General features: G+C 71.9%; 20 protein-coding genes, 1 tRNA gene and 1 riboswitch. Of the genes, 10 read left to right on the top strand and 11 right to left on the bottom strand.

Annotated features, from left to right (window positions below):
- Both ACR9E9_RS01750 and ACR9E9_RS01745 read left to right on the top strand, forming a co-directional pair.
- Positions 1-1,368: an amidase gene (locus tag ACR9E9_RS01750; RefSeq protein WP_435201070.1), complete on the top strand. Its 1,368-nt coding sequence runs from the start codon at positions 1-3 to the stop codon at positions 1,366-1,368.
- Positions 1,369-1,385: 17 nt separating this feature from the next.
- The gene (locus tag ACR9E9_RS01745) at positions 1,386-2,024 is read left to right on the top strand and encodes a GNAT family N-acetyltransferase (protein ID WP_435201068.1); all 639 of its coding nucleotides are present in this window, start codon (positions 1,386-1,388) and stop codon (positions 2,022-2,024) included.
- Here ACR9E9_RS01745 and ACR9E9_RS01740 read toward each other — a convergent pair.
- The 5 genes from ACR9E9_RS01740 to ACR9E9_RS01720 all read right to left on the bottom strand — a co-directional run bounded on the left by ACR9E9_RS01740 (position 2,017) and on the right by ACR9E9_RS01720 (position 6,875).
- Positions 2,017-2,952, bottom strand: a complete 936-nt coding sequence (locus ACR9E9_RS01740) for an NBR1-Ig-like domain-containing protein (RefSeq protein ID WP_435201066.1) — start codon at positions 2,950-2,952, stop codon at positions 2,017-2,019. The two genes, ACR9E9_RS01745 and ACR9E9_RS01740, sit on opposite strands and share 8 nt — an antisense overlap.
- Positions 2,953-3,069: 117 nt before the next feature.
- The gene (locus ACR9E9_RS01735; RefSeq protein ID WP_435201064.1) at positions 3,070-3,978 is read right to left on the bottom strand and encodes a peptidoglycan-binding protein; all 909 of its coding nucleotides are present in this window, start codon (positions 3,976-3,978) and stop codon (positions 3,070-3,072) included.
- Positions 3,979-4,054: 76 nt separating this feature from the next.
- The gene (locus ACR9E9_RS01730; protein ID WP_435201062.1) at positions 4,055-4,921 is read right to left on the bottom strand and encodes a peptidoglycan DD-metalloendopeptidase family protein; all 867 of its coding nucleotides are present in this window, start codon (positions 4,919-4,921) and stop codon (positions 4,055-4,057) included.
- Positions 4,922-5,136: 215 nt separating this feature from the next.
- Positions 5,137-5,634: a DUF3830 family protein gene (locus ACR9E9_RS01725; protein WP_435201060.1), complete on the bottom strand. Its 498-nt coding sequence runs from the start codon at positions 5,632-5,634 to the stop codon at positions 5,137-5,139.
- Positions 5,634-6,875, bottom strand: a complete 1,242-nt coding sequence (locus tag ACR9E9_RS01720; RefSeq protein ID WP_435201058.1) for an aspartate aminotransferase family protein — start codon at positions 6,873-6,875, stop codon at positions 5,634-5,636. The genes ACR9E9_RS01725 and ACR9E9_RS01720 overlap by 1 nt, the downstream gene beginning before the upstream one ends.
- A 91-nt stretch (positions 6,876-6,966) precedes the next feature.
- Here ACR9E9_RS01720 and ACR9E9_RS01715 point away from each other — a divergent pair, with 91 nt between their 5' ends.
- Entirely contained in the window at positions 6,967-8,454 is a 1,488-nt protein-coding gene (locus ACR9E9_RS01715; protein ID WP_435201056.1) for an NAD-dependent succinate-semialdehyde dehydrogenase, read from the top strand.
- Between the two features lie 100 nt (positions 8,455-8,554).
- Here ACR9E9_RS01715 and ACR9E9_RS01710 read toward each other — a convergent pair whose 3' ends face one another.
- Together ACR9E9_RS01710 and ACR9E9_RS01705 are read right to left on the bottom strand one after the other, a co-directional pair.
- Positions 8,555-9,010, bottom strand: a complete 456-nt coding sequence (locus ACR9E9_RS01710; RefSeq protein WP_435201054.1) for a VOC family protein — start codon at positions 9,008-9,010, stop codon at positions 8,555-8,557.
- 9 nt (positions 9,011-9,019) lie between these two features.
- On the bottom strand, positions 9,020-9,436 hold the full coding sequence (locus tag ACR9E9_RS01705) for a helix-turn-helix transcriptional regulator (protein ID WP_435203551.1): 417 nt from the start codon (positions 9,434-9,436) through the stop codon (positions 9,020-9,022).
- A gap of 39 nt (positions 9,437-9,475) precedes the next feature.
- Here ACR9E9_RS01705 and ACR9E9_RS01700 point away from each other — a divergent pair, with 39 nt between their 5' ends.
- Positions 9,476-9,826 (top strand): DUF952 domain-containing protein, encoded by a 351-nt coding sequence (locus tag ACR9E9_RS01700; protein WP_435201052.1) that lies wholly within the window; start codon positions 9,476-9,478, stop codon positions 9,824-9,826.
- Between the two features lie 139 nt (positions 9,827-9,965).
- Here the strand turns inward: ACR9E9_RS01700 and ybaK are convergent, their stop codons facing one another.
- Positions 9,966-10,475, bottom strand: coding sequence for a Cys-tRNA(Pro) deacylase (ybaK, locus tag ACR9E9_RS01695; RefSeq protein ID WP_435201050.1), 510 nt, complete (start codon positions 10,473-10,475; stop codon positions 9,966-9,968).
- Between the two features lie 31 nt (positions 10,476-10,506).
- On the opposite strand from ybaK, the gene ppk2 reads away from it, so the two are divergent.
- The 3 genes from ppk2 to ACR9E9_RS01680 all read left to right on the top strand — a co-directional run bounded on the left by ppk2 (position 10,507) and on the right by ACR9E9_RS01680 (position 12,830).
- The gene (ppk2, locus tag ACR9E9_RS01690) at positions 10,507-11,397 is read left to right on the top strand and encodes a polyphosphate kinase 2 (protein WP_435201048.1); all 891 of its coding nucleotides are present in this window, start codon (positions 10,507-10,509) and stop codon (positions 11,395-11,397) included.
- A 74-nt stretch (positions 11,398-11,471) separates the two neighbouring features.
- The gene (locus ACR9E9_RS01685; protein WP_435201047.1) at positions 11,472-12,173 is read left to right on the top strand and encodes a YczE/YyaS/YitT family protein; all 702 of its coding nucleotides are present in this window, start codon (positions 11,472-11,474) and stop codon (positions 12,171-12,173) included.
- Positions 12,174-12,211: 38 nt separating this feature from the next.
- Positions 12,212-12,326, top strand: a riboswitch (SAM riboswitch).
- A gap of 30 nt (positions 12,327-12,356) precedes the next feature.
- The gene (locus tag ACR9E9_RS01680) at positions 12,357-12,830 is read left to right on the top strand and encodes an OsmC family protein (RefSeq protein WP_435201045.1); all 474 of its coding nucleotides are present in this window, start codon (positions 12,357-12,359) and stop codon (positions 12,828-12,830) included.
- 21 nt (positions 12,831-12,851) lie between these two features.
- Here the strand turns inward: ACR9E9_RS01680 and ACR9E9_RS01675 are convergent, their stop codons facing one another.
- From ACR9E9_RS01675 to ACR9E9_RS01665, 3 genes are all read right to left on the bottom strand, one after another.
- On the bottom strand, positions 12,852-14,708 hold the full coding sequence (locus tag ACR9E9_RS01675; RefSeq protein ID WP_435201043.1) for a SelB domain-containing protein: 1,857 nt from the start codon (positions 14,706-14,708) through the stop codon (positions 12,852-12,854).
- Entirely contained in the window at positions 14,705-16,030 is a 1,326-nt protein-coding gene (selA, locus tag ACR9E9_RS01670) for an L-seryl-tRNA(Sec) selenium transferase (RefSeq protein WP_435201041.1), read from the bottom strand. Before selA ends, ACR9E9_RS01675 begins: the two co-directional genes overlap by 4 nt.
- A 49-nt stretch (positions 16,031-16,079) precedes the next feature.
- Positions 16,080-16,175, bottom strand: a tRNA-Sec gene (locus ACR9E9_RS01665).
- A 106-nt stretch (positions 16,176-16,281) separates the two neighbouring features.
- Between ACR9E9_RS01665 and ACR9E9_RS01660 the strand changes: the two genes are divergently transcribed.
- Genes ACR9E9_RS01660 through selD form a run of 3 tightly spaced genes read left to right on the top strand, consistent with a single transcriptional unit; the run spans position 16,282 to position 18,653 of the window.
- Positions 16,282-16,791 (top strand): ArsR family transcriptional regulator, encoded by a 510-nt coding sequence (locus tag ACR9E9_RS01660; protein ID WP_435201039.1) that lies wholly within the window; start codon positions 16,282-16,284, stop codon positions 16,789-16,791.
- Complete coding sequence (locus tag ACR9E9_RS01655; protein ID WP_435201037.1) at positions 16,788-17,645, top strand: M23 family metallopeptidase; 858 nt, start codon at positions 16,788-16,790, stop codon at positions 17,643-17,645. The genes ACR9E9_RS01660 and ACR9E9_RS01655 overlap by 4 nt, the downstream gene beginning before the upstream one ends.
- Positions 17,646-17,654: 9 nt before the next feature.
- Positions 17,655-18,653, top strand: coding sequence for a selenide, water dikinase SelD (gene selD / locus ACR9E9_RS01650; RefSeq protein WP_435201035.1), 999 nt, complete (start codon positions 17,655-17,657; stop codon positions 18,651-18,653).
- Positions 18,654-18,671 lie beyond the last annotated feature (18 nt).

Raw genomic sequence — 18,671 nt, 5'->3', positions numbered from 1 at the left:
ATGAACCCCACCGAGATGACCGCCGTCGAGCTCGTCGCCGCCTACCGCGCCCACGAGCTCTCTCCCGTCGAGGCGACCAACGCGGTCATCGACCGGATCGAGGAGGTCGACGGCGAGCTGAACGCCTACTGCCTCGTCGACCGGGAGAGCGCGCTGGTGCAGGCGCGCGAGTCCGAGGCGCGCTGGCAGGCCGACCACCCGCAGGGGCTGCTCGACGGTGTCCCGACCTCGATCAAGGACATCTTCCTCACCAAGGGCTGGCCCACCCGTCGCGGCTCCAAGGCGATCGACCCGGACCAGCCGTGGGAGGTCGACGCCCCGGTCGTCGCCCGGCTGCGTGAGGACGGGATGGTCTTCGTCGGCAAGAACGCGACCCCCGAGATCGCGTGGAAGGGAGTTACGGACTCGCCACTGACCGGCATCACTCGCAACCCCGTGGACCCCCGCACGACCGCTGGTGGTTCCTCGGGCGGGGCCTCGGCCGCGGTCGCCGCCGGGATGGGGCCGGTCTGCGTGGGCACCGATGCCGGTGGCAGCGTGCGCATCCCCGCGTCCTTCTGCGGGATCGTCGGCTTCAAGCCGACCCACGGCCGGGTCCCGATGTTCCCGGCCAGCCCCTTCGGCCCGCTGGCGCATGCTGGGCCGATGACGCGCACCGTCGAGGACGCGGCGTTGCTCATGGACATCATCTCGCTACCCGACCACCGCGACCCGACCGCGCTCGCCCCGCCGCGCCTGACCTTCCGGGGCGAGTACAACCGTGAGGTCACCGGGCTGCCGGTGGCCTACTCCAAGACGCTCGGCTACGTGCAGGTCGACGAGGAGGTCGGGCGCATCTGCGACGACGTCGTGAAGCGGATCGATGCCGCGGGGCTGCCGGTCACGGCCGTCGACCCCGGCTTCGAGGACCCGCTCGAGCCCTTCAAACTCCTGTGGGGTGCCAGCGCGGCGACCCTCCTGCGGACGATGCCCGGTGCGCGCGAGACCATCGACCCCGGCTTGGGGGAGGCCTGGGACGTGGGCGAGGCGGCGAGCGGCGTCGAGGTCTTCGAGGCACGCGCCGTGGCCGCAGCGCTCGGCATCACGATGGGCGCCTTCCACGAAGAGCACAATGTGCTCATCACGCCGACGATGCCGATCCCGGCCTTCGAGGCCGGGCACGACGTGCCGCCGGGGAGCGGGATGACGCACTGGGCGGAGTGGACCCCCTTCACCTACCCCTTCAACATGACGCAGCAGCCGGCGATCAGCATCCCGATCGGTCGCACCGCGGCGGGACTGCCCGTCGGTCTGCAGATCGTCGGCCCGCGCCACTCGGACGACCTCGTCCTCGCGGTGGCGCGCTTCGTGGAGTGGTTGCTCGGCTGACGCCGCGGCGACGAGTCATGCCAGGTCTCTCCCCGCTCGTCCTGCGTGGCAGCGTCGTCACCCTCGAGCCGCTGACCCGGGGCCATGCCGATGGCCTGGTCGATGCCGTGCGCGACGGGCAGCTGTGGAACCTCTGGTACACCTCGGTCCCGACGCCGGAGGGGATGACGGCCGAGATCGACCGTCGCCTGGCCCTGCAGGAGGCCGGCAGCATGCTCCCCTTCGCCACCCGGCGGACCAGCGACGGACTGCTGCTGGGGATGACGACCTACATGAACATCGACGTGTCCGTGCCCCGCGTCGAGATCGGCTCCACGTGGAATCGCGCCTCCGCCCGGGGGTCGGGGAGCAATGCCGAGTCCAAGCTGTTGCTGCTCGGGCACGCCTTCGACACCCTCGGCTGTCCTGTCGTGGAGTTTCGGACGCACTGGATGAACCACCGGTCCCGGGCCGCGATCGAGTACCTCGGGGCCAGGCTCGACGGCGTGCTGCGTGCCCACCAGCGAACCTCGGACGGGGCCCTGCGCGACACCTGCGTCTACTCGATCACCGCCACCGAGTGGCCCCAGGTGCGCTCCGGCCTGCTGTTTCGCCTGGCCCGCTCCACGAGGGCGGAGGACCCCGGTCGCCGGAGCCCGCGGGCAGGTCCTACGTGACCTTGAAGGTGTAGTAATACGGCCGCTGCTCCGGGAAGGTGAAGTTCCCGTCGCCGTCCGTCTGCATCCACCGACCGAAGCAGGTCGCCTTCGCGTCGGGGGTCGCGATGGTCACCGACACCTCGACCGTCTCCCCGGGCTCCGTGTCGGGGATGGCCACGCGCTCGGGGGCCCTGCAGCCGGGCGAGCCCTCGTGGACGTTGATGCGGTGGAGGAAGCGGTCCGTCCACTCGACGGTCCCGGTGTTGGCGAAGGCCCAGGTCTTGACGACCGAGCGGCCGCGTTCCTGGGTGCTGCAGTCCGCGATCGTGACATCGCCCGCGAACTCGCTGGCGTCACCGGGGACGAGGGTCTTCGTCCCCGGGCGGACGTCGACGTTGGCGGGGCATCCCTTCGGGCCGGTCGTCGTGCTCGGGGCGTCCGGGGCGCTGGTGTAGGCCTCGGCGGCCTCGCCGGTCACCCGGGTCGAGCTGTCGGCCTCGCTCGACGGCGTCTCGCGGGTCACCAGGAAGGCGCCGACGAGGGCGACCACGGCGACCGCGGTCACCCCGAGTCCGATGCCCAGGACCGGCTTCCGCGGTGCGGGGGCCGGCGACGCGGGGGTGTCCCCGTCGGCCGGGGGCTCGGTCTCGTCCGGCGGCTCCGCGGCACAGCCCTCGGTGTTCGCGCGGACGATCGCCGCGGCCTGTTCCCAGTCCGCGCGCAACACCTCCGGGTCCGTGCCGCAGGCCGTGGCGAACTCGACCGTGGTCTCCCAGGAGGGCATTCGCGCGCCCTGGAGGGCGTCATGGAGCGTCGCGTGCGAGATTGCGCCGGACCGCTTGGCCATCTCGCGGAAGGAGGGCCGCCCGGCCTCGTCGCGGACCTGGGTCAGACGGTCGACGAAGCCCTGGATGGCCATCGACCTGGCGTGGGTGTCGCCGGGCACCGCTCTCCTCCTCCGAGTCCGCACGTGGGTCCGGGCGGTGCATCCCGCCCCCTCGGAAGGGTAACGGCGGACCGGTTCCCCCGCCTGCCGGAACCGGTCCGCCGTGGTCGAACGACGTCAGGACACGAGGCGCCTCCAGGTCTCGGGCCCCGGGTAGCCGTCGGCATCCGCGCCGCTCCAGCCCTGGGCCTGCTGGAAGTCCCGGACGTTTCGGCGGGTGTACGTCGAGAAGGTCGTCCCGGCCTGGTAGCCGTCACCGTCGTGGTGCTGGGTGTAGCCCTTGGCGATGAGGCCCTGATCGAGGGTCTCGACCGCCGGGTGGCTCTGGCCGAGTCGGAAGGCGTCGGCCCCCGGGAAGGGCGGCGGCTGGGAGCCGCCCCCGTCGCCGAGCTCCTCGGCCATCTCGCGGTGGAGCTCCTGGCCACGGCCGTCGACCCACTGCCCGAGCGGCCCGCCGGGGCAGGCGGTCGCCTTGTGGTCCCCGTGCCCGGTGATCTGCAGCGCCTGTGTCGAGTCGAGTGCCTGGTGGGAGTGCCGGTAGAGCCACTCGAGGGAGGACAGGGCCGCCGAGCTGGGCTTGGTGCTGCCGTGGATGTGGATCTGGACGCCGATGGAGAAGTCGTTGGCCCCCTTCGTCGCGCCGGACTTGAACTCGTAGCCGCGCGCCCGGTAGATCGCCCCGTCCTGGGTGATGACGAAGTTGTAGAGGATGCCGGAGTTGTTGGCGTCCGCGGCCTTGTGGTCGGCGTGGATCCTGCGTGGGACGCCCGGCCCGTTGACGTTGGCTCCCGTCGCGCCGTGGTAGTGGACGACGAAGTGGGTGATGTCGCCCGTGGGCAGCGCCGGCGGTCCGCCCGCCTGCCATCCGTTGAATCCCCATTGCGTGCGCGGGATGATCCGCGCGGCCGCGTGTGCGCTCGACAGGCCCGGTCCGGCGACGGCGAGCGCGGTCGCGCCGAGGGCGCCCGTGCCGGCGATGCGCAGGAGGCTGCGGCGGTCGAGGTCGGTGTTGTGGGTGGTGCTCATGGTCGGTCCTTCCGTGGAGCAGGGGGCCGTGGTGCCGGGACGTGCCCGGCACCACGGTGCGGGGAGTGACTCGCGGTCACTCGTTGGGCAGGCCCTTGACGCCCTTGCTCTGGAGGAAGTCGTGCCCGTCGATCTTCGAGCCGTTGCGACGGACCTCGAAGTGCAGGTGCTGACCGCTGGAGTTGCCCTGGTTGCCGACCGCGATCAGGTCCTGACCGGCCTTGACCGTGGCGCCCTTCTTCAGCGCCGCGGGGCGGTCCTTCTCGTAGAAGTGGGCGTAGCCCATGCGGATGCCCCCGCCGCAGTTGACCCAGAGGTAGTTCGTCGAGCCGGAGACGCCGTAGGCGTTCCTGTTGGCGTAGGTCGGGTCGATGTTCACCTCGTCCACGGTGCCGGTGCAGGCTGAGGTGAACTTCCCGTTGAATCCCGAGTAGTCGACGGCGCCGTGGTACCCGCCGCTGGGGTAGTTCACCCGGGCGGTGATGACCGCGGAGGAGGGGACCGGCGAGGCCCAGCCGCCGGAGGGGGTCGAGCCGCCGCCGATCTTGTGGGAGGCGTTGTTGTTGTAGACGGCCGAGGGCAGCTTGCCCTTGGCGCCGGGGTTCACCGTGACCGACTTCCCGGCGTGGCCGCTGTTGTAGTAGATCGTGACCTTCTTGCCCGATCGGTTCCAGAAGCCGCCGGCGTCGTTCTTGATGCACTTGCCCTTGCCGGCGCCCCCGCCCTTGAACTCGTAGCACTCGGGCTGGCTGGTGCCGTAGTTGCCCACGGAGGACCTGAAGTCGGACCAAGAGCCCTCGAGGTCGGAGTTGTAGTTGTAGCAGAACTCGCCGCTCTGGCACGTGCCGTCGCGGTCTGCCGCCTGGGCGGGGGTGGCGGTGGCGAGGCTGGTGCCGGCGGTGAGCGCCAGCAGTCCGAGGGCGGTCGCTGTGCGGTTCATCATGGTGCGCATCGTGCGGTCCTTCCGGGTCCGGCCCGACCTCGTCGTCGAGCTCGGGGACCACGCTGCCGAGTCGGTGCGGGCGTCCGGCAGTGCTGCGCACGAATTCGCGCCGTCGGACGACGTCAGACCCCGGGGCGACGGCGAAACGACCACCCCTGTCAGATCCGTCAGATCCCCGGGAACACCGGGATCTGACGGACCGGACGGGTGGCGGGTCAGGCCCGGGCGAAGGTCAGCCGCTCACCGGCGAACCCGTGGCGCCACAGGTCGTTGCACGCGGCGGCCATCTGCGGCAGGCCCTCCTCGATCGCCGCGAAGACCGAGCCGGGCACCCAGCCCATGTCGCCGTTGATGAGCAGGTTGTTGCGGCCGTAGAAGATCGCGAGGTCGGTCGCGCCCTGGTCGGCGTGGGCGGTCGACCCCGGCTCGTAGCCGTAGGCCGGGTTGCCGATCTCCCAGGGCTCGAAGTCGAAGAGGCACACGTCGCCCGGGATGGGCGTGATCGTCGGGTTCTCCCGTCGCGGGGCCGCGGTGATCCGGGGGATGAGCGTGTAGACCTCGTTGCGGGCGTACTTCGCGTGGAAGGCGTCGCCGCCCGAGGGCAGCGCGTCCCACACGGCATCGCAGGTCGCCGGTGCCTCGTCGTCGAGCAGTCTGGCCCGGCAGCTCACCCCGCGGGTCTCCAGGGTGATCGTCATGTGGCGCGCCATCATCAGACCTCCTTCAGGACCTCGGACCAGATCCCCAGCGCCTCGTCGACCTGCTCGGCCGTGACGACGAGCGGGGGGATCATGCGCACGACGTTCATGTGGGCGCCGCAGGTGAGGAGCAGCAGCCCCTTCCGGGCGGCCGTCTGCTGGGCCTTGGCGGCCCGCGCGGAGTCCGGAGTGCCGTCGGCGGCCGTGAACTCGCTGCCGACGAGCAGACCGAGTCCGCGCACGTCGCCGATGCCGTCGATGGCTGCGGCCCGAGCGCCCGCCAGGAGCTGGGTGCCGCGCTCGGCCGAGTTGGCCACGAGGCCCTCCTCCTCGATGACCCCGAGGGTGGCGACGGCGGCGGCGCAGGCGACGGCATTGCCGCCGTAGGTCCCACCCTGCGACCCGGGCCAGGCCTTGGCCATGAGCTCCTCGGAGGCGGCGATGCCGGAAATGGGGAAGCCGGAGGCGATCCCCTTCGCCAGCGTGATGATGTCGGGCCGCACGTCGAAGTGCTGGTGGCCGAACATCTTGCCGGTGCGCCCGAAACCGGTCTGGACCTCGTCCATGACCAGGAGGATCCCGTGCTTGTCGGCACGCTCGCGCAGCCCCTGGAAGAAGGCGGTGTTGCCGGGGATGTACCCCCCTTCGCCGAGGACCGGCTCGACGATGAAGGCGGCCGTCTCCTGCGGCGAGGTGAGCGTCGCGAGGATGTAGTCGAGCTCCTTGAGGGCGAAGGCGGTGGCCTCCTCCTCGCTCCAGCCGTAGCGGTAGGCGGTGGGGAAGGGGGCGACGTGCACCCCACCCATGAGGGGCGAGAAGCCCGCCGAGAAGCGCGTGCCGGACGTGGTCATGGTCGCGGTCGCGACGGTCCGGCCGTGGAAGCCGCCGTGGAAGACGATGACATTCGGGCGGCCGGTCGCCTGGCGGCTCAGGCGCAGCGACGCCTCGAGGGCCTCGCTGCCGGAGTTGGCGAAGAAGAGCGAGTCCAGGTGCGACGGGAGGACGCCCGAGAGCTTCCCGATCAGCTCGAGGAGCGGCTGGTGCATCACGGTGGTGTACTGCCCGTGGATGAGCTTGCCGACCTGCTCCTGGGCGGCGGCGACGACCTTCGGGTGGCAGTGCCCCGTGCTCACGACGCCGATGCCGGCGGTGAAGTCGAGGTGGCGGCCGCCGTCGGAGTCGAAGACCTCGCAGCCGAGGGCGTGGTCGACGGTCACGGGGGTGGCCTGCTTGAGCAGGGGGGACAGTGCTGTCATCGCGAACCTCCAATTGGTTGTCTGATTGTTGACAATACTTCTAGGATGGCAGGGACGGCAAGGATGCTGACGCACAAAAGGAGATGCCCCGATGCAGAACACCCAGAGCGGGTCCGCCCAGATGAACGACACCCGTGAGCGGGAGGTCATCGAGTCGGTACCCACCGGCCTCTTCATCGGGGGCGCGTGGGTGACGACGAACGCCACGATGCCCGTGGACGACCCGTCGACGGGTCGCGTCCTCACCGAGGTCGCCGACGCCGATCCGGACGAGGCCGCCGCCGCGCTCGATGCCGCCGTCGCCGCGCAGCCGGCCTGGGCCGCGACCGCGCCGCGGGAGCGCAGCGAGATCCTCTCCCGCGCCTACGCCCTGCTCATGGAGGAGCGGGACCGGCTCGCGCTGATCATGACCCTCGAGATGGGCAAGCCCCTGGCCGAGGCGAAGGGCGAGGTGGCCTATGCCGCCGAGTTCTTCCGGTGGTTCGCCGAGGAGGCGGTGCGCATCGACGGCGGGTACATGACCGCACCCGCGGGTGGCTCGCGCTTCCTCGTGGCGAAGCAGCCGGTGGGCCCGTGCATCCTCATCACGCCCTGGAACTTCCCGATGGCGATGGGCACGCGCAAGATCGGTCCCGCCCTCGCGGCCGGGTGCACCTCGGTCATCAAGCCCGCCTCGCAGACGCCGCTGTCGACCCTCGCGCTCGTCGACATCCTCGTGCGGGCCGGCCTGCCCGAGGGCGTCGTCAACGTCGTGACGACGAGCAAGACGGACGACGTGATGAGCCCGCTCATCCTCGACCCGCGCTCGCGCAAGATCTCCTTCACCGGGTCCACCCCGGTGGGCAAGCACCTGCTCGAGCTCGCGTCGCGGACGGTCATGCGCACCTCCATGGAGCTCGGTGGCAATGCCCCCTTCCTCGTCTTCGAGGACGCCGACCTCGACGTCGCGGTCGAGGGCGCGATGCTGGCGAAGATGCGCAACATCGGCCAGGCCTGCACGGCCGCCAACCGGATCCTCGTGCAGCGTCCGGTCGCCGAGGAGTTCGCCCAGCGGCTCACCGAGCGGATGGGTGCTCTCGCCATGGGCCGCGGGGTCGAGGACGACGTCGTCGTCGGTCCGCTGGTCAACCAGGCCGCGGTCGACAAGGTCGACGAGCTCGTCAAGGACGCCGTCGGTCGCGGGGCGAGCGCCCGGATCGGTGGCGCCCCCGCCGAGCGGGACGGCTACTTCTACCCGGCCACGGTCCTCACCGGGGTGCCCGCGGATGCCGAGATGGCGAGCGCGGAGATCTTCGGCCCGGTCGCGGCGATCGGCGAGTTCGACACCGAGGAGGAGGCGGTCACGCTGGCCAACGACACCCCCTTCGGCCTGATCTCCTACGTCTTCACCCAGGACCTCAACCGTGGCCTGCGGGTCAGCGAGGCCCTCGAGGCCGGCATGGTCGGGCTCAACCAGGGCGTCGTGTCCAACCCGGCCGCGCCCTTCGGCGGGATCAAGGAGTCCGGCGTCGGTCGCGAGGGCGGCTTCACCGGCATCGACGAGTTCCTCGAGTCGAAGTACATCGGCATCAAGATGTGACGCCCCACCGCCCCAGGATTCTCGGGTCACCCGATAAACCCCTCCTTCGCAAGAGTAAGAAACTCGTGCGAAGGAGGGGAAAGTCGGGTGGAGCAGGTCGTCAGCCGCCCGCGTCCTCCCGGGCGAAGTCGTCGGCGGTGACGGGCCCGGGCGCCGGCTGGGTGATCCGCACGTGGTTGCCGAAAGGGTCGCGCAACGCGCAGTCGATGCCGTAGGGCCGCTGCGTCGGCTCCTCGGTGAACTCGACCCCCTTCGCCCGCAGCTCCTCGTAGGTGGCGCGGCAGTCGTCGGTCGTGAGGATCGCGGCGGCGCCGAGCGCGCCCTTGGTCACGAGGTCGCGCAGCTGCGCGGCGACCTCGTCGCTGGCCACCGGCGGGCCAGGGACCTCGAGCATGATGTGGCGGTCCGGCTGGGTGGGCAGGGCGATGGTCAGCCAGCGCATGAAGCCGAGGTCGACATCGCTGGTCACCTCGAAGCCGAGCGTGCCGCAGTAGAAGGCGAGGGCCTCCTCCTGGTCGAGGACGTAGACGGAGTGGTGTGAGATCGCGGTGAGCATGACGCCAATCTAGGAGGGCCGGTCCGGGGGCGCTTCTCCGAAACTGCTCGGTCTCGACCAGCGACGCACCACGCATCCCGGCGCGTCCACCGGCGGATCGTCGCGGATGTCGCTCGGGGTGCGCCCGGTGATCTCCCGGAAGGTCCGGCTGAAGGTCCCCAAGCTGTCGTAGCCCACCTCCATGGCCACGTCGGTGACGCTGCGGTCGTCGTCGCGCAGCAGGGCCATCGCCCGCTCGATGCGCCGACGCTGCAGGTAGCGGTGGGGTGTCTCGCCGAAGGTCGCGGTGAACTGGCGGGAGAAGTGAGCGGGCGACATCAGCGCCACCCGGGCGAGCGAAGGAATGTCCAGCGGGCTCCCGTAGTCGCGGTCCATCGCGTCGCGCGCTCGAAGGAGGCGCCTGTTCTGGTCCTCCCGGGCAGTCATGGCCACGAGGGCAGGGTATCGGCGAGGCAGGATGTGCGCATGAGCCTCCAGCACATCGCCCTCGAGTCCGACTGGCAGGACGCGCAGATCACCGGCAGCTACCCGGTGTCCACGCGGGACCACCAGATCGTCGAGGTCGGCTTCATGCACTGCAGTGGGTCGGCGGAGCAGCTCGCCGCCGTGCTCGAGCGCTTCTACGCGGACGTCACCGAGCCGTTGCTCGTGCTGACCCTCGACGAGCAGGCGCTCGCCGACCACGGTCTCGTCGTGCGGCACGAGCCGCCGGTCCCGGGTGCGCCCGTCGAGGAGGGCACCGAGCTCTTCCCGCACGTCTACGGCGGCGAGCTGCCCGTCGCCTGCGTGGGTGACGTCTTCCCCCTTCGCCGCTAGGCCATCGCGACCGTATCGCCGGGGCTGCCGCGCGTTGACCGGGTTGTGACGCGGCCAGGCGCAGGTTTCCCGGCCACCACGGGACACCGGGTCCCGGCTGCTGGAGGCTGCGGTGCGCTCTGACCTCACGCGAAGGGGGTCAGGTCCCCTTCGCGATGGCGGCCACGACAGCGCCGGTGATCCGCACGAGGTCCGACGGGAGGAGCTCCAGGTCGAGGCCGCGTCGCCCACCGCTGACGTAGACACTCGCGTGGCCGAGAGCCGACTCGTCGAGGACGGTGGTGAGCGCGCGCTTCTGGCCGATGGGGCTGATGCCGCCGACGACGTAGCCGGTGGTCCTCTCGGCCAGTGCGGGCTCGGCCATCGTCGCCCTCTTGGCGCCGACGGTGGCCGCGAGCGCCTTGAGGTCGAGCTCTCCGGTCACGGGGACGATCCCGACGACGAGGCCGTGGTCCCTCGGGAGGTCGGTCTGCGCGAGGAGGGTCTTCAGGACACGCTCCGGCGGGACGCCGATCGCCTCGGCCGCCTCGAGCCCGTAGGACTGCGCCGCAGGGTCGTGCTCGTAGGGGTGCTCCGTGAAGTCGACCCCCTGCGCGGTCAGAGACCGGGTCGCGGGGGTGGCGCCACCGCCCTTCGTCCGTCGTGCCATGCGCCCAGCCTGCCAGTGGATACCATCGACGATGCAGCAAAACCTCCGCGCGTACATCGACCAGCTCATCGACGAGGGCTACACCGTCCGCGACGACCAGGGTGACGACCCGATGCTCATCGCGCCGGACGGCAAGGCCGTGGAGACCTGGCGGGAGAACTACCCCTACGACGCGCTCATGACGCGCGCGGACTACGACGTCGAGAAGTACCTGCTGCAGATCGAGCTGCTGAAGTTCCAGTACTGGGCCCAGGAGACCGGGCAGAAGTTCGTCATCCTCTTCGAGGGGCGGGACGCCGCCGGCAAGGGCGGGACGATCAAGCGCTTCACCGAGCACCTCAACCCGCGCGGCGCGCGCGTGGTGGCGCTGAACCGGCCGAGCGAGCAGGAGGAGGGGCAGTGGTACTTCCAGCGCTACCTCCAGCACCTGCCCACGAGCGGCGAGATCGTGCTGTTCGACCGCTCCTGGTACAACCGCGCCGGGGTCGAGCGGGTCATGGGCTTTTGCACCGACGAGGAGTACGAGACCTTCATGGACCAGGCGCCGCGGGTGGAGCGGATGCTCGCCGAGTCGGGGGTGCACGTGACCAAGCTGTGGTTCTCGGTGACCCAGCAGGAGCAGCGCACCCGCTTCGCCATCCGCCAGATCGACCCGGTGCGCCGGTGGAAGCTCTCCGCGATGGACCTCAAGAGCCTCGACCGGTGGGAGGCCTACACCGCAGCGAAGGAGGCGATGTTCGAGCGCACCGACACCAAGCGCGCCCCCTGGATGGTCATCAAGTCCAATGACAAGAAGCGCGGGCGGATCAACGCGATGCGCTTCTTCCTCCACCAGTTCGACTACGCGGACAAGGACCCGGACATCGTCTACGCCCCGGACCGGGAGGTCGTCGCCCGCGGCAAGAAGACCGAGGGCGACTGACCATACGAAGTGTGGCTGGCTGGGTCGGAGGCCGCAGGTCGACACCCCGGGCCTTGCGGGTCCATGGTGACCCCATGACGAAGGCAGCGCCGCCCGCCGGCCGCACATCAGCCCCCCGCGGTCGCCAGCTCGCCGACATCGGGCCGCTCGCCCAGCTGCGTGCCGGTCGCCTCGGCGTCCGACTGCCGCTGCTGCTCGTCGGGCTCTTCCTCTACGGGGCGTCGATGGCCATGGTCCTGCGCGCCACCCTCGGCGTCATCCCGTGGGACGTCCTGCACGTCGGTGTCTCGCAGCACGTCCCCCTGAGCTTCGGCACGATCGTCGTCGGCGTCTCCCTGCTCGTCCTCATCCCGTGGATCCCGTTGCGGCAGAAGCCCGGTCTGGGCACCATCGGCAATGCGCTGCTCATCGGACCCTCTGCAGACCTCGTGCTCTCGATCCTCGACGCACCGGACCACCTCGCCTGGCGGGTCCTGCTCCTCGTGGGTGGGGTCGTCCTCAACGGCGTGGCCACGGGCATGTACATCGGCTCGCAGTTCGGTCCCGGCCCCCGTGACGGGCTGATGACCGGCCTGGCCAGGGTCACCGGCCGCTCCATCCGGGTGGTGCGTACCGGCATCGAGGTCACCGTCGTCGCGGTCGGGTGGCTGCTCGGCGGGACGGTCGGGCTCGGCACCGCCCTGTACGCGGTCGCGATCGGCCCGCTGGCGCAGCTCTTCCTGCCGCTCTTCACCGTCGACCTCCGGCAGGACGCCGTCCCACCCACTGAAACATAACTGGACGTTATGCATGACCTCGTGTCTACTTATGGGCAGGTCATGAGTCCCAGCGCACAGCCCCGGCTTGCTGGGCGGCAACCCTCCACCCTCGGTGGGGTGCCCCGGGTGACGACCTGGGCACGGCCGACCGGCCGTCGCCAAGCGCGGGTTCACCAGAGCCCCTCTGACAGGAGCCAGTCCATGACGCAGACCGCCACGAAGAGCACCCAGCTGACCACCACCGTGCAGGGATCCCTCGTCCGGGGGAGCGCCACCGAGGTCGCGATCACCGCTCGGCAGTTCGACTTCACCGTCGACGAGCCGGCCGCGCTCGGGGGCACCGACAAGGGCGCCAACCCGATCGAGCACCTCCTCGCCGCGCTCGCCTCGTGCACCGTCATCAGCTACCAGGTCTGGGCGGACACCCTGGGCCTGACGCTCGAGGGCGTCGACGTCGACCTGAGCGGCGACATCGACGTCGCCGGGTTCTTCGGCACGGCGGAAGGGGTGCGCCCCGGATTCCAGGGCATCGAGCTCGGGGTCCGTCTCTCCGGCCCGGAGAGCGAGGCCGACTACCGCCGCCTCGAGGAGGCCGTGGCCGCGCACTGCCCCGTCCTGGACAACCTCACCCACGGCGTGCCCGTGCGCACGACCGTCGAGGTGTCCACCGCCTGAGTCCACCGCCCGTCCGGCGGGTCAGCGGACCACCTCACGCAGGGCGCCGTCGACCCGCCGGGTCCAGCCGCGGGAGTCGAGGTGCTCGAGCAGGGGCACCGCGACGCGGCGCGTGGTCCCGAGGGCCTGCCGAGCCGCACTGAGTGTGAAGGGCTGGCCCAGCCCGGCCAGGACGCGCATCGCCCGCGCCGGGGCGTCCGGCAGCAGCACGACGTCGTCGGGCAGCCGCAGCGCCCGACCGAGCCGCTCGGCGGCGGCCAGCTCCGGGGCGCCGAGACCGAGGTCGTCCAGCTCCCTTCGCTCCGGCGCGACGAAGGGAGACCCCCGCAGCCTCTCCTCGAGAGCCGCGACGCCCGTCTCCGCGTCACCGAGCCCGCCGGCAGACGGATCGTGCACGCGCCCTGCGGTGATGCGCAGTCCCGCGCTCGCCGTCAGGTGACGCACGAGGTCCGCCGCAGGGGGGCGGACCTCGTGCGGGAGCGCGCCCCCTTCGCGGGAGCTGCGCAGATGGCCCGGCAGGAGCAGGGCGTGCGCGGCCCCGGCGACGGGGACTCCTGCGCTCAGCGGGTGCGCGCGGTGGTCGGCGGCCACGTGCTCGACCAGCCGGTCGCGCCAGGTCTCCAGCGTCGCGCCGTCCACCCACCACTCGCCGACGGCCACCGCCTCGGTCGGCGACCCGAGCCCGAGCTGTCCGAGGACGGTGGCGTGCTCCGCGCCCCGTGCCCGCAGTCGCGCGTCGGCGAAGGAGCCGGCGGCCACCGCGCCGGCCAGGTCGACTCCCCGGGCTGCCGCTGCCCCGCGCCGACGCAGCGGCAGCGGGTCGACGTCGAGGACACGCACCGACCACAGCCGTCGGCTGCCGGGGTCCCGCAGGATCGCGCGGTCGGCGACGCGCCAGGGCAGTGCTGTCGCGGAGGTGAGGCGGACGCAGCCCCCCCCGAGCGGACGGACGTGGACCCGGGTGTCGGTCGACCCGACGTGCAGCGTGGCCTGCTGCGGTGGCGGTACCTGCTCCTCGCGGGTGCCTCCGTCGTCCTGACCGACCGCCGTGATGGCCACGTCGACGACCTCGGCCGGTCGGAAGGCCCCCGGGGTGAGGAGCACGAGCGAGCGGCCGACCTCACCGGCGTCGAGCCGCCGCAGGTTCACCGCCGTCCGCGAGACCGGCCCGACCGTCTCGCGGGCCGTGTCCTGGCTGTGCAGTCCACGCACCACGACCTCGCGCGCGACCCCGTGGTCGAGCAGGGCCAGCGTGTCGCCGGTGCGGATGGTGCCCGCGCCGAGGGTGCCGGTGACCACGGTCCCTGCCCCCGGGACGGAGAAGGAGCGGTCGCCCCAGAGCCGCACGGCCGCGTGCGGATCCGCGTCCGGCATCCGCGTGATGAGGGCGTCGAGTGCTGACCGTGCCGCGTCCAGCCCCGACCCGTGGGCCGCGGCGACCTCCACGGCGGGCACCTCGAGTCCGGCGGTGGCCAGGCGGTGGGTCGCCTCGTCGCGGACGGCCCTCGTGCGATCGCTGTCGGAGAGGTCGCACCGGGTGATCACGAGCAGCCCGTCGGTGATGCCCAGGGCCTGCACCGCAGCGAGGTGCTCGCTGCTCTGCGCCTGCCACCCCTGGTCGGCAGCGACGACGAAGACCACCGCCGGCGCGGGGCCGAGTCCCGAGAGCATCGTCCCGACGAAGCGCTGGTGTCCCGGCACGTCGACGAAGGCCACCTCGGCACCGCTCGGCAGGGTCGTCCACGCGTAGCCGAGCTCGATCGTCAGCCGGCGCGACTGCTCCTCGCGCAGCCGGTCCGGGTCCCGACCGGTCAGCGCCCGCACGAGTGTCGACTTGCCGTGGTCGACGTGCCCGGCCGTGGCGAGGACCCGCCTCATGAGGGCGAAGGGGGCGTGCGCAGCGCCGCCCGCAGGGCCGTGGTGACGTCACCGTCCCGGTCGGCGGGGATGCAGCGCAGGTCGACCAGGCCGCGTCCGTCGTCGACCCTGGCCAGCACCACCGGTCCGTCGCCCCGGGGTCGACGCAGTCGCTCCACCGCCGCGACCGGGATCTCGAGGGCCCAGCCGTCGAGCGGCACGCCGGGTGCCCCGCCGCCACCGACGCGCCCCTCGACCGCCACGACCTCGCGTCCGAGCGCCGTGGCCAGGGCGTCGACCCTGGGGCGCAGCTCATCGGCGGTGACGTGCAGCGAGGTGGTCACGGGCGGGGCCGGCCCGCTCACCGTCGCCTCGAGCGCGGCGAGGGTCAGCTTGTCGACCCGCAGCGCGCGCGCGAGCGGGTGCCGGCGCAGCAGTTCGACGACCTCGGCGTCGCCGAGGACGAGCCCGGCCTGCGGTCCGCCGAGGAGCTTGTCCCCGCTCGCGGTGACGATGCTCGCCCCCTCGCGCAGCCACGAGGTGGCATCCGGCTCGTCCGGGAGCAGCGGGTCCGGGGTGAGCAGGCCCGAGCCGATGTCGGCGACGACCGGCACGGGGGACCCGTCCGGGCGCCTCGCTCCGCTCAGTGGTGGGACGCCGACGGACGCGACGAAGCCGTCGACGCGGAAGTTGCTCGGGTGCACCTTGAGGATGCAGCCGGTCTCGGGGCCGATCGCCTCGAGGTAGTCACGCGCGTGGGTGCGGTTGGTCGTACCGACCTCGCGCAGTCGGGCGCCGGTGGAGGCGATGAGGTCGGGCAGGCGGAACCCGTCACCGATCTCGACCATCTCCCCCCGGGAGACGATGACCTCCCGTCCCGCGGCCAGCGCGGTGGTCGCGAGCACGAGGGCTGCGGCGCCGTTGTTCACCGCCAGCGCGGCCCCGGCGTCGGGGACGGCCTCGAGCAGGGCTGTGAGAGCGCCCGCGCCCCGTCGGCTCCGAGCGCCTGACGCCAGGTCCATCTCGACGTCAACGTACCCGGCGGCATCGACGACCGCCTCGATCGCGGTGGGGGACAGGGGTGCCCGCCCGATGTTGGTGTGGACGACCACCCCGGTCGCGTTGAGCACCGGGGTGAGGGACGAGGCCCGGGTCGGGAGGGAGGTCACGGCGGCGTCGATGACCTCGTCGGGCCGGATCTCTCCGCGGCGGGCCCGCTCCTGGGCGGTGGTGACCGCCGCTCGCACGCGAGTGCGACCGAGGCGCTGCGCCGCGGCGGCCAAGGGGGCCGTGGCGAGCGCGAGATCGGTGCGGGGGATGCCGCGGCGTGGGTCCTCGCTCATGGCCGCTCCCTTCGTCCGGGCGAAGGGAGCGGCAGCCCCCTTCGAGGTGTGGCGGAGGCGGACGGGAATCGAACCCGCCAGGCCGAGATGCTCGGCCTCACCGGTGTTGAAGACCGGGGGGCCCACCAGGAACCCAGACGCCTCCGGGACCCATCGTAGGCATTCGGCGTCTGCCCGGACCGGGTGGCCGGGCGACGAGCGTGGAGGGCCAGGGCTTTGGTATTACGAAGTTTCGTACTACCGTGATCGGGGTGACGAACCAGGACCGGTTGTCCGCGCTCGAAGGGCGCGTGCGCGCCCTCGAAGCGCGGCTCGAGCACGCTGACGAGGAGGCCGCCGTCCCCACGGGACCGGGCCGCGAGGTCCTGTGGGCACTGGATGGTCTGCACGCCCGCGTCGACGACCCCGGCGCGGTCATGCTGGTCGGCTCCGTCCGCCTGCCCGACGGTCGCCACGCCGAGTGGCAACAGGGCGCCGGGACCGATGAGCTGGTGGGCGGCGACTGGACCGCGAGCAGCGACGCCTTGGCCGCGCTCGGCCACCCGCTCCGCCTGCGCCTGCTGCAGCAGGTCCTTGCGGGTGTCGACACGGTGCACGAGCTGACGCAGATCGATGGTGTCGGCACGAGCGGACAGGTCTACCACCACCTTCGCCAGCTGTCCTCCACCGGCTGGCTGCACGCGCTCGGCGGGGGCCGCTACGAGGTGCCGGTCGCTCGTGTCGTGCCCCTGCTCGTCCTGGTCCTGGGGGCCGGGCGATGAGGCGCTGGATCGCCCGGTGGCAGACCTGGTGGGCGCGCCTGTTCGTCCTCGCGATCCCGGCCGGCGTGGTCCTGCACATCCCGAGCCCGTGGGACCTGGTCCTCATCGGCGTACCCTTCGTGCTGTTCCTCGTGCGCCCACCGGTCTCGACTCGGCCACCGGTCGAGCTGGCCGCGCCGGTGCGCGGACGGTGGGTGGCGATCAACAGTCCCGGCTCGGCCGTCCCCAGTCACGGGACCACGGCCTACGGGCAGATGTACGCCGTCGACCTCCTCCATCCGTCGGACCGGACTGCACCCTCGATCGGATGGGGTGTGCGCGCCCGTCGACCGGAGGCGTACCCGACCTTCGGGGAGCCGGTGGTGGCCATGATGTCCGGGACGGTGGTCCGCGTGCAGGACTCCCGGCGTGACCACGGGGCCAGGGACACGTGGCCGTTGCTGATCTTCATGATGACCCTCGAGGGATTCCTGCGGGAGCTGGTGGGCCCCTCCGGCCTGCTGGGCAACCATGTCCTCGTCGAGCACGACGACGGCACCTGCGCTGCCTACGCGCACCTGCGACGCGGCTCCGCCACGGTCCGCGTCGGCCAGCGCCTGGGCGAGGGGGAGCAACTCGCGCAGGTGGGCAACACCGGCAACACCTCAGAACCCCACCTCCACGTCCAGCTCATGGACCGCGCTCACCCGTCGGCGGCCACCGGACTGCCCATGCACTGGCCGGACCTGGTCGTCGACCCCGGCGACCGCGACCCGCGATGGGGGACCGGCGAGCCCAGGCCCAGCGCTCAGCGCGACTTCCCCGCCACCGGTCAGATCTTCCGGGTCCCGACCCGCGCTGGACACTCGACATAGCCTGTGGGCATGGAGCCGATGCGTCTGACCCAGTTCGCCCGAGGTGGGGGGTGTGCCTGCAAGATCCCTGCGGGGGAGCTCGAGGAGATCATCGCCGGTCTGGTGGTGCCCGCGCCCGGCGCGGACGTGCTCGTCGGTCTGGACGACGGCGACGACGCGGCCGCCGTGCGCATCGAGGGCGGGGTCGCGGTGTTGTCGACGGCCGACTTCTTCACCCCGGTCGTCGATGACGCCTACGACTGGGGACGGATCGCGGCGGCCAATGCCGTCTCCGACATCTACGCCATGGGCGGCGACCCGGTCATGGCGATCAATGTCGTCGCCTGGCCACGCGAGCTGCTCCCGACGGACCTCCTGCGGGAGGTCCTGCGCGGTGGGTTCGACGTCGCGACCCAGGCCGGATTCCCCGTCCTCGGCGGACACAGCATCGATGCTCCGGAGCCGATCTACGGGATGGCGGTCACCGGCACCGCCGACCCCTCGACGATGATGCGCAACGATGCCGCCGAGCCCGGCCTGCCGATCAGCCTGACCAAGCCGCTCGGGGTCGGGGTCCTCAACAACCGGCACAAGGCGACCGGTGAGGTGAGCGAGGAGGCGATCGCCTCGATGGTCGCGCTCAATCGGGATGCCGCCCGCGCCGCCGTGGCCGCCGGCGTGCGTGCCGCCACCGACGTGACCGGATTCGGCCTGCTCGGGCACCTGTACAAGATGGCCCGTGCCTCGGGGGTCGCTGCCCGGATCGATGCGGCGGCCGTGCCCTATGTCGCCGGCGCCCGTGAGGCGCTCGCCGCCGGTCACGTCCCCGGGGGCTCGCGCCGCAACCTCGACTGGGTTCGCCCGCACCTGGCCGCCGAGGGCGTCGGCGAGGAGGAGCTGATCCTCCTCGCTGACGCGCAGACGTCCGGCGGGCTGCTCGTCGTCGGCGAGGTGCCGGGCGCCCCGATCGTCGGTGAGACCGTGGCCGCGGGCTCCCTCGGATCGGGCGTCCTCCTCGACGTCTCGTGATGGCCCGTCGACCCGCGG

The organism is Janibacter sp. GS2, assembly GCF_051200835.1.
Lineage (GTDB): Bacteria > Actinomycetota > Actinomycetes > Actinomycetales > Dermatophilaceae > Janibacter.
Note: the sequence above shows the minus strand (reverse complement) of the source record. Positions and strands in the feature narration are given on the sequence as shown.

Excerpts from the sequence above, each read along its gene's own strand:
- ACR9E9_RS01750 (WP_435201070.1), top strand. The coding sequence starts at position 1 with ATGAACCCCACCGAGATGACCGCCGTCGAGCTCGTCGCCGCCTACCGC.
- ACR9E9_RS01745 (WP_435201068.1), top strand. The coding sequence starts at position 1,386 with ATGCCAGGTCTCTCCCCGCTCGTCCTGCGTGGCAGCGTCGTCACCCTC.
- ACR9E9_RS01735 (WP_435201064.1), bottom strand. The coding sequence starts at position 3,978 with ATGAGCACCACCCACAACACCGACCTCGACCGCCGCAGCCTCCTGCGC.
- ACR9E9_RS01730 (WP_435201062.1), bottom strand. The coding sequence starts at position 4,921 with ATGATGAACCGCACAGCGACCGCCCTCGGACTGCTGGCGCTCACCGCC.
- ACR9E9_RS01725 (WP_435201060.1), bottom strand. The coding sequence starts at position 5,634 with ATGATGGCGCGCCACATGACGATCACCCTGGAGACCCGCGGGGTGAGC.
- ACR9E9_RS01720 (WP_435201058.1), bottom strand. The coding sequence starts at position 6,875 with ATGACAGCACTGTCCCCCCTGCTCAAGCAGGCCACCCCCGTGACCGTC.
- ACR9E9_RS01715 (WP_435201056.1), top strand. The coding sequence starts at position 6,967 with ATGCAGAACACCCAGAGCGGGTCCGCCCAGATGAACGACACCCGTGAG.
- ACR9E9_RS01710 (WP_435201054.1), bottom strand. The coding sequence starts at position 9,010 with ATGCTCACCGCGATCTCACACCACTCCGTCTACGTCCTCGACCAGGAG.
- ACR9E9_RS01705 (WP_435203551.1), bottom strand. The coding sequence starts at position 9,436 with ATGACTGCCCGGGAGGACCAGAACAGGCGCCTCCTTCGAGCGCGCGAC.
- ACR9E9_RS01700 (WP_435201052.1), top strand. The coding sequence starts at position 9,476 with ATGAGCCTCCAGCACATCGCCCTCGAGTCCGACTGGCAGGACGCGCAG.
- ybaK (WP_435201050.1), bottom strand. The coding sequence starts at position 10,475 with ATGGCACGACGGACGAAGGGCGGTGGCGCCACCCCCGCGACCCGGTCT.
- ppk2 (WP_435201048.1), top strand. The coding sequence starts at position 10,507 with ATGCAGCAAAACCTCCGCGCGTACATCGACCAGCTCATCGACGAGGGC.
- ACR9E9_RS01685 (WP_435201047.1), top strand. The coding sequence starts at position 11,472 with ATGACGAAGGCAGCGCCGCCCGCCGGCCGCACATCAGCCCCCCGCGGT.
- ACR9E9_RS01680 (WP_435201045.1), top strand. The coding sequence starts at position 12,357 with ATGACGCAGACCGCCACGAAGAGCACCCAGCTGACCACCACCGTGCAG.
- ACR9E9_RS01675 (WP_435201043.1), bottom strand. The coding sequence starts at position 14,708 with ATGAGGCGGGTCCTCGCCACGGCCGGGCACGTCGACCACGGCAAGTCG.
- selA (WP_435201041.1), bottom strand. The coding sequence starts at position 16,030 with ATGAGCGAGGACCCACGCCGCGGCATCCCCCGCACCGATCTCGCGCTC.
- ACR9E9_RS01655 (WP_435201037.1), top strand. The coding sequence starts at position 16,788 with ATGAGGCGCTGGATCGCCCGGTGGCAGACCTGGTGGGCGCGCCTGTTC.
- selD (WP_435201035.1), top strand. The coding sequence starts at position 17,655 with ATGGAGCCGATGCGTCTGACCCAGTTCGCCCGAGGTGGGGGGTGTGCC.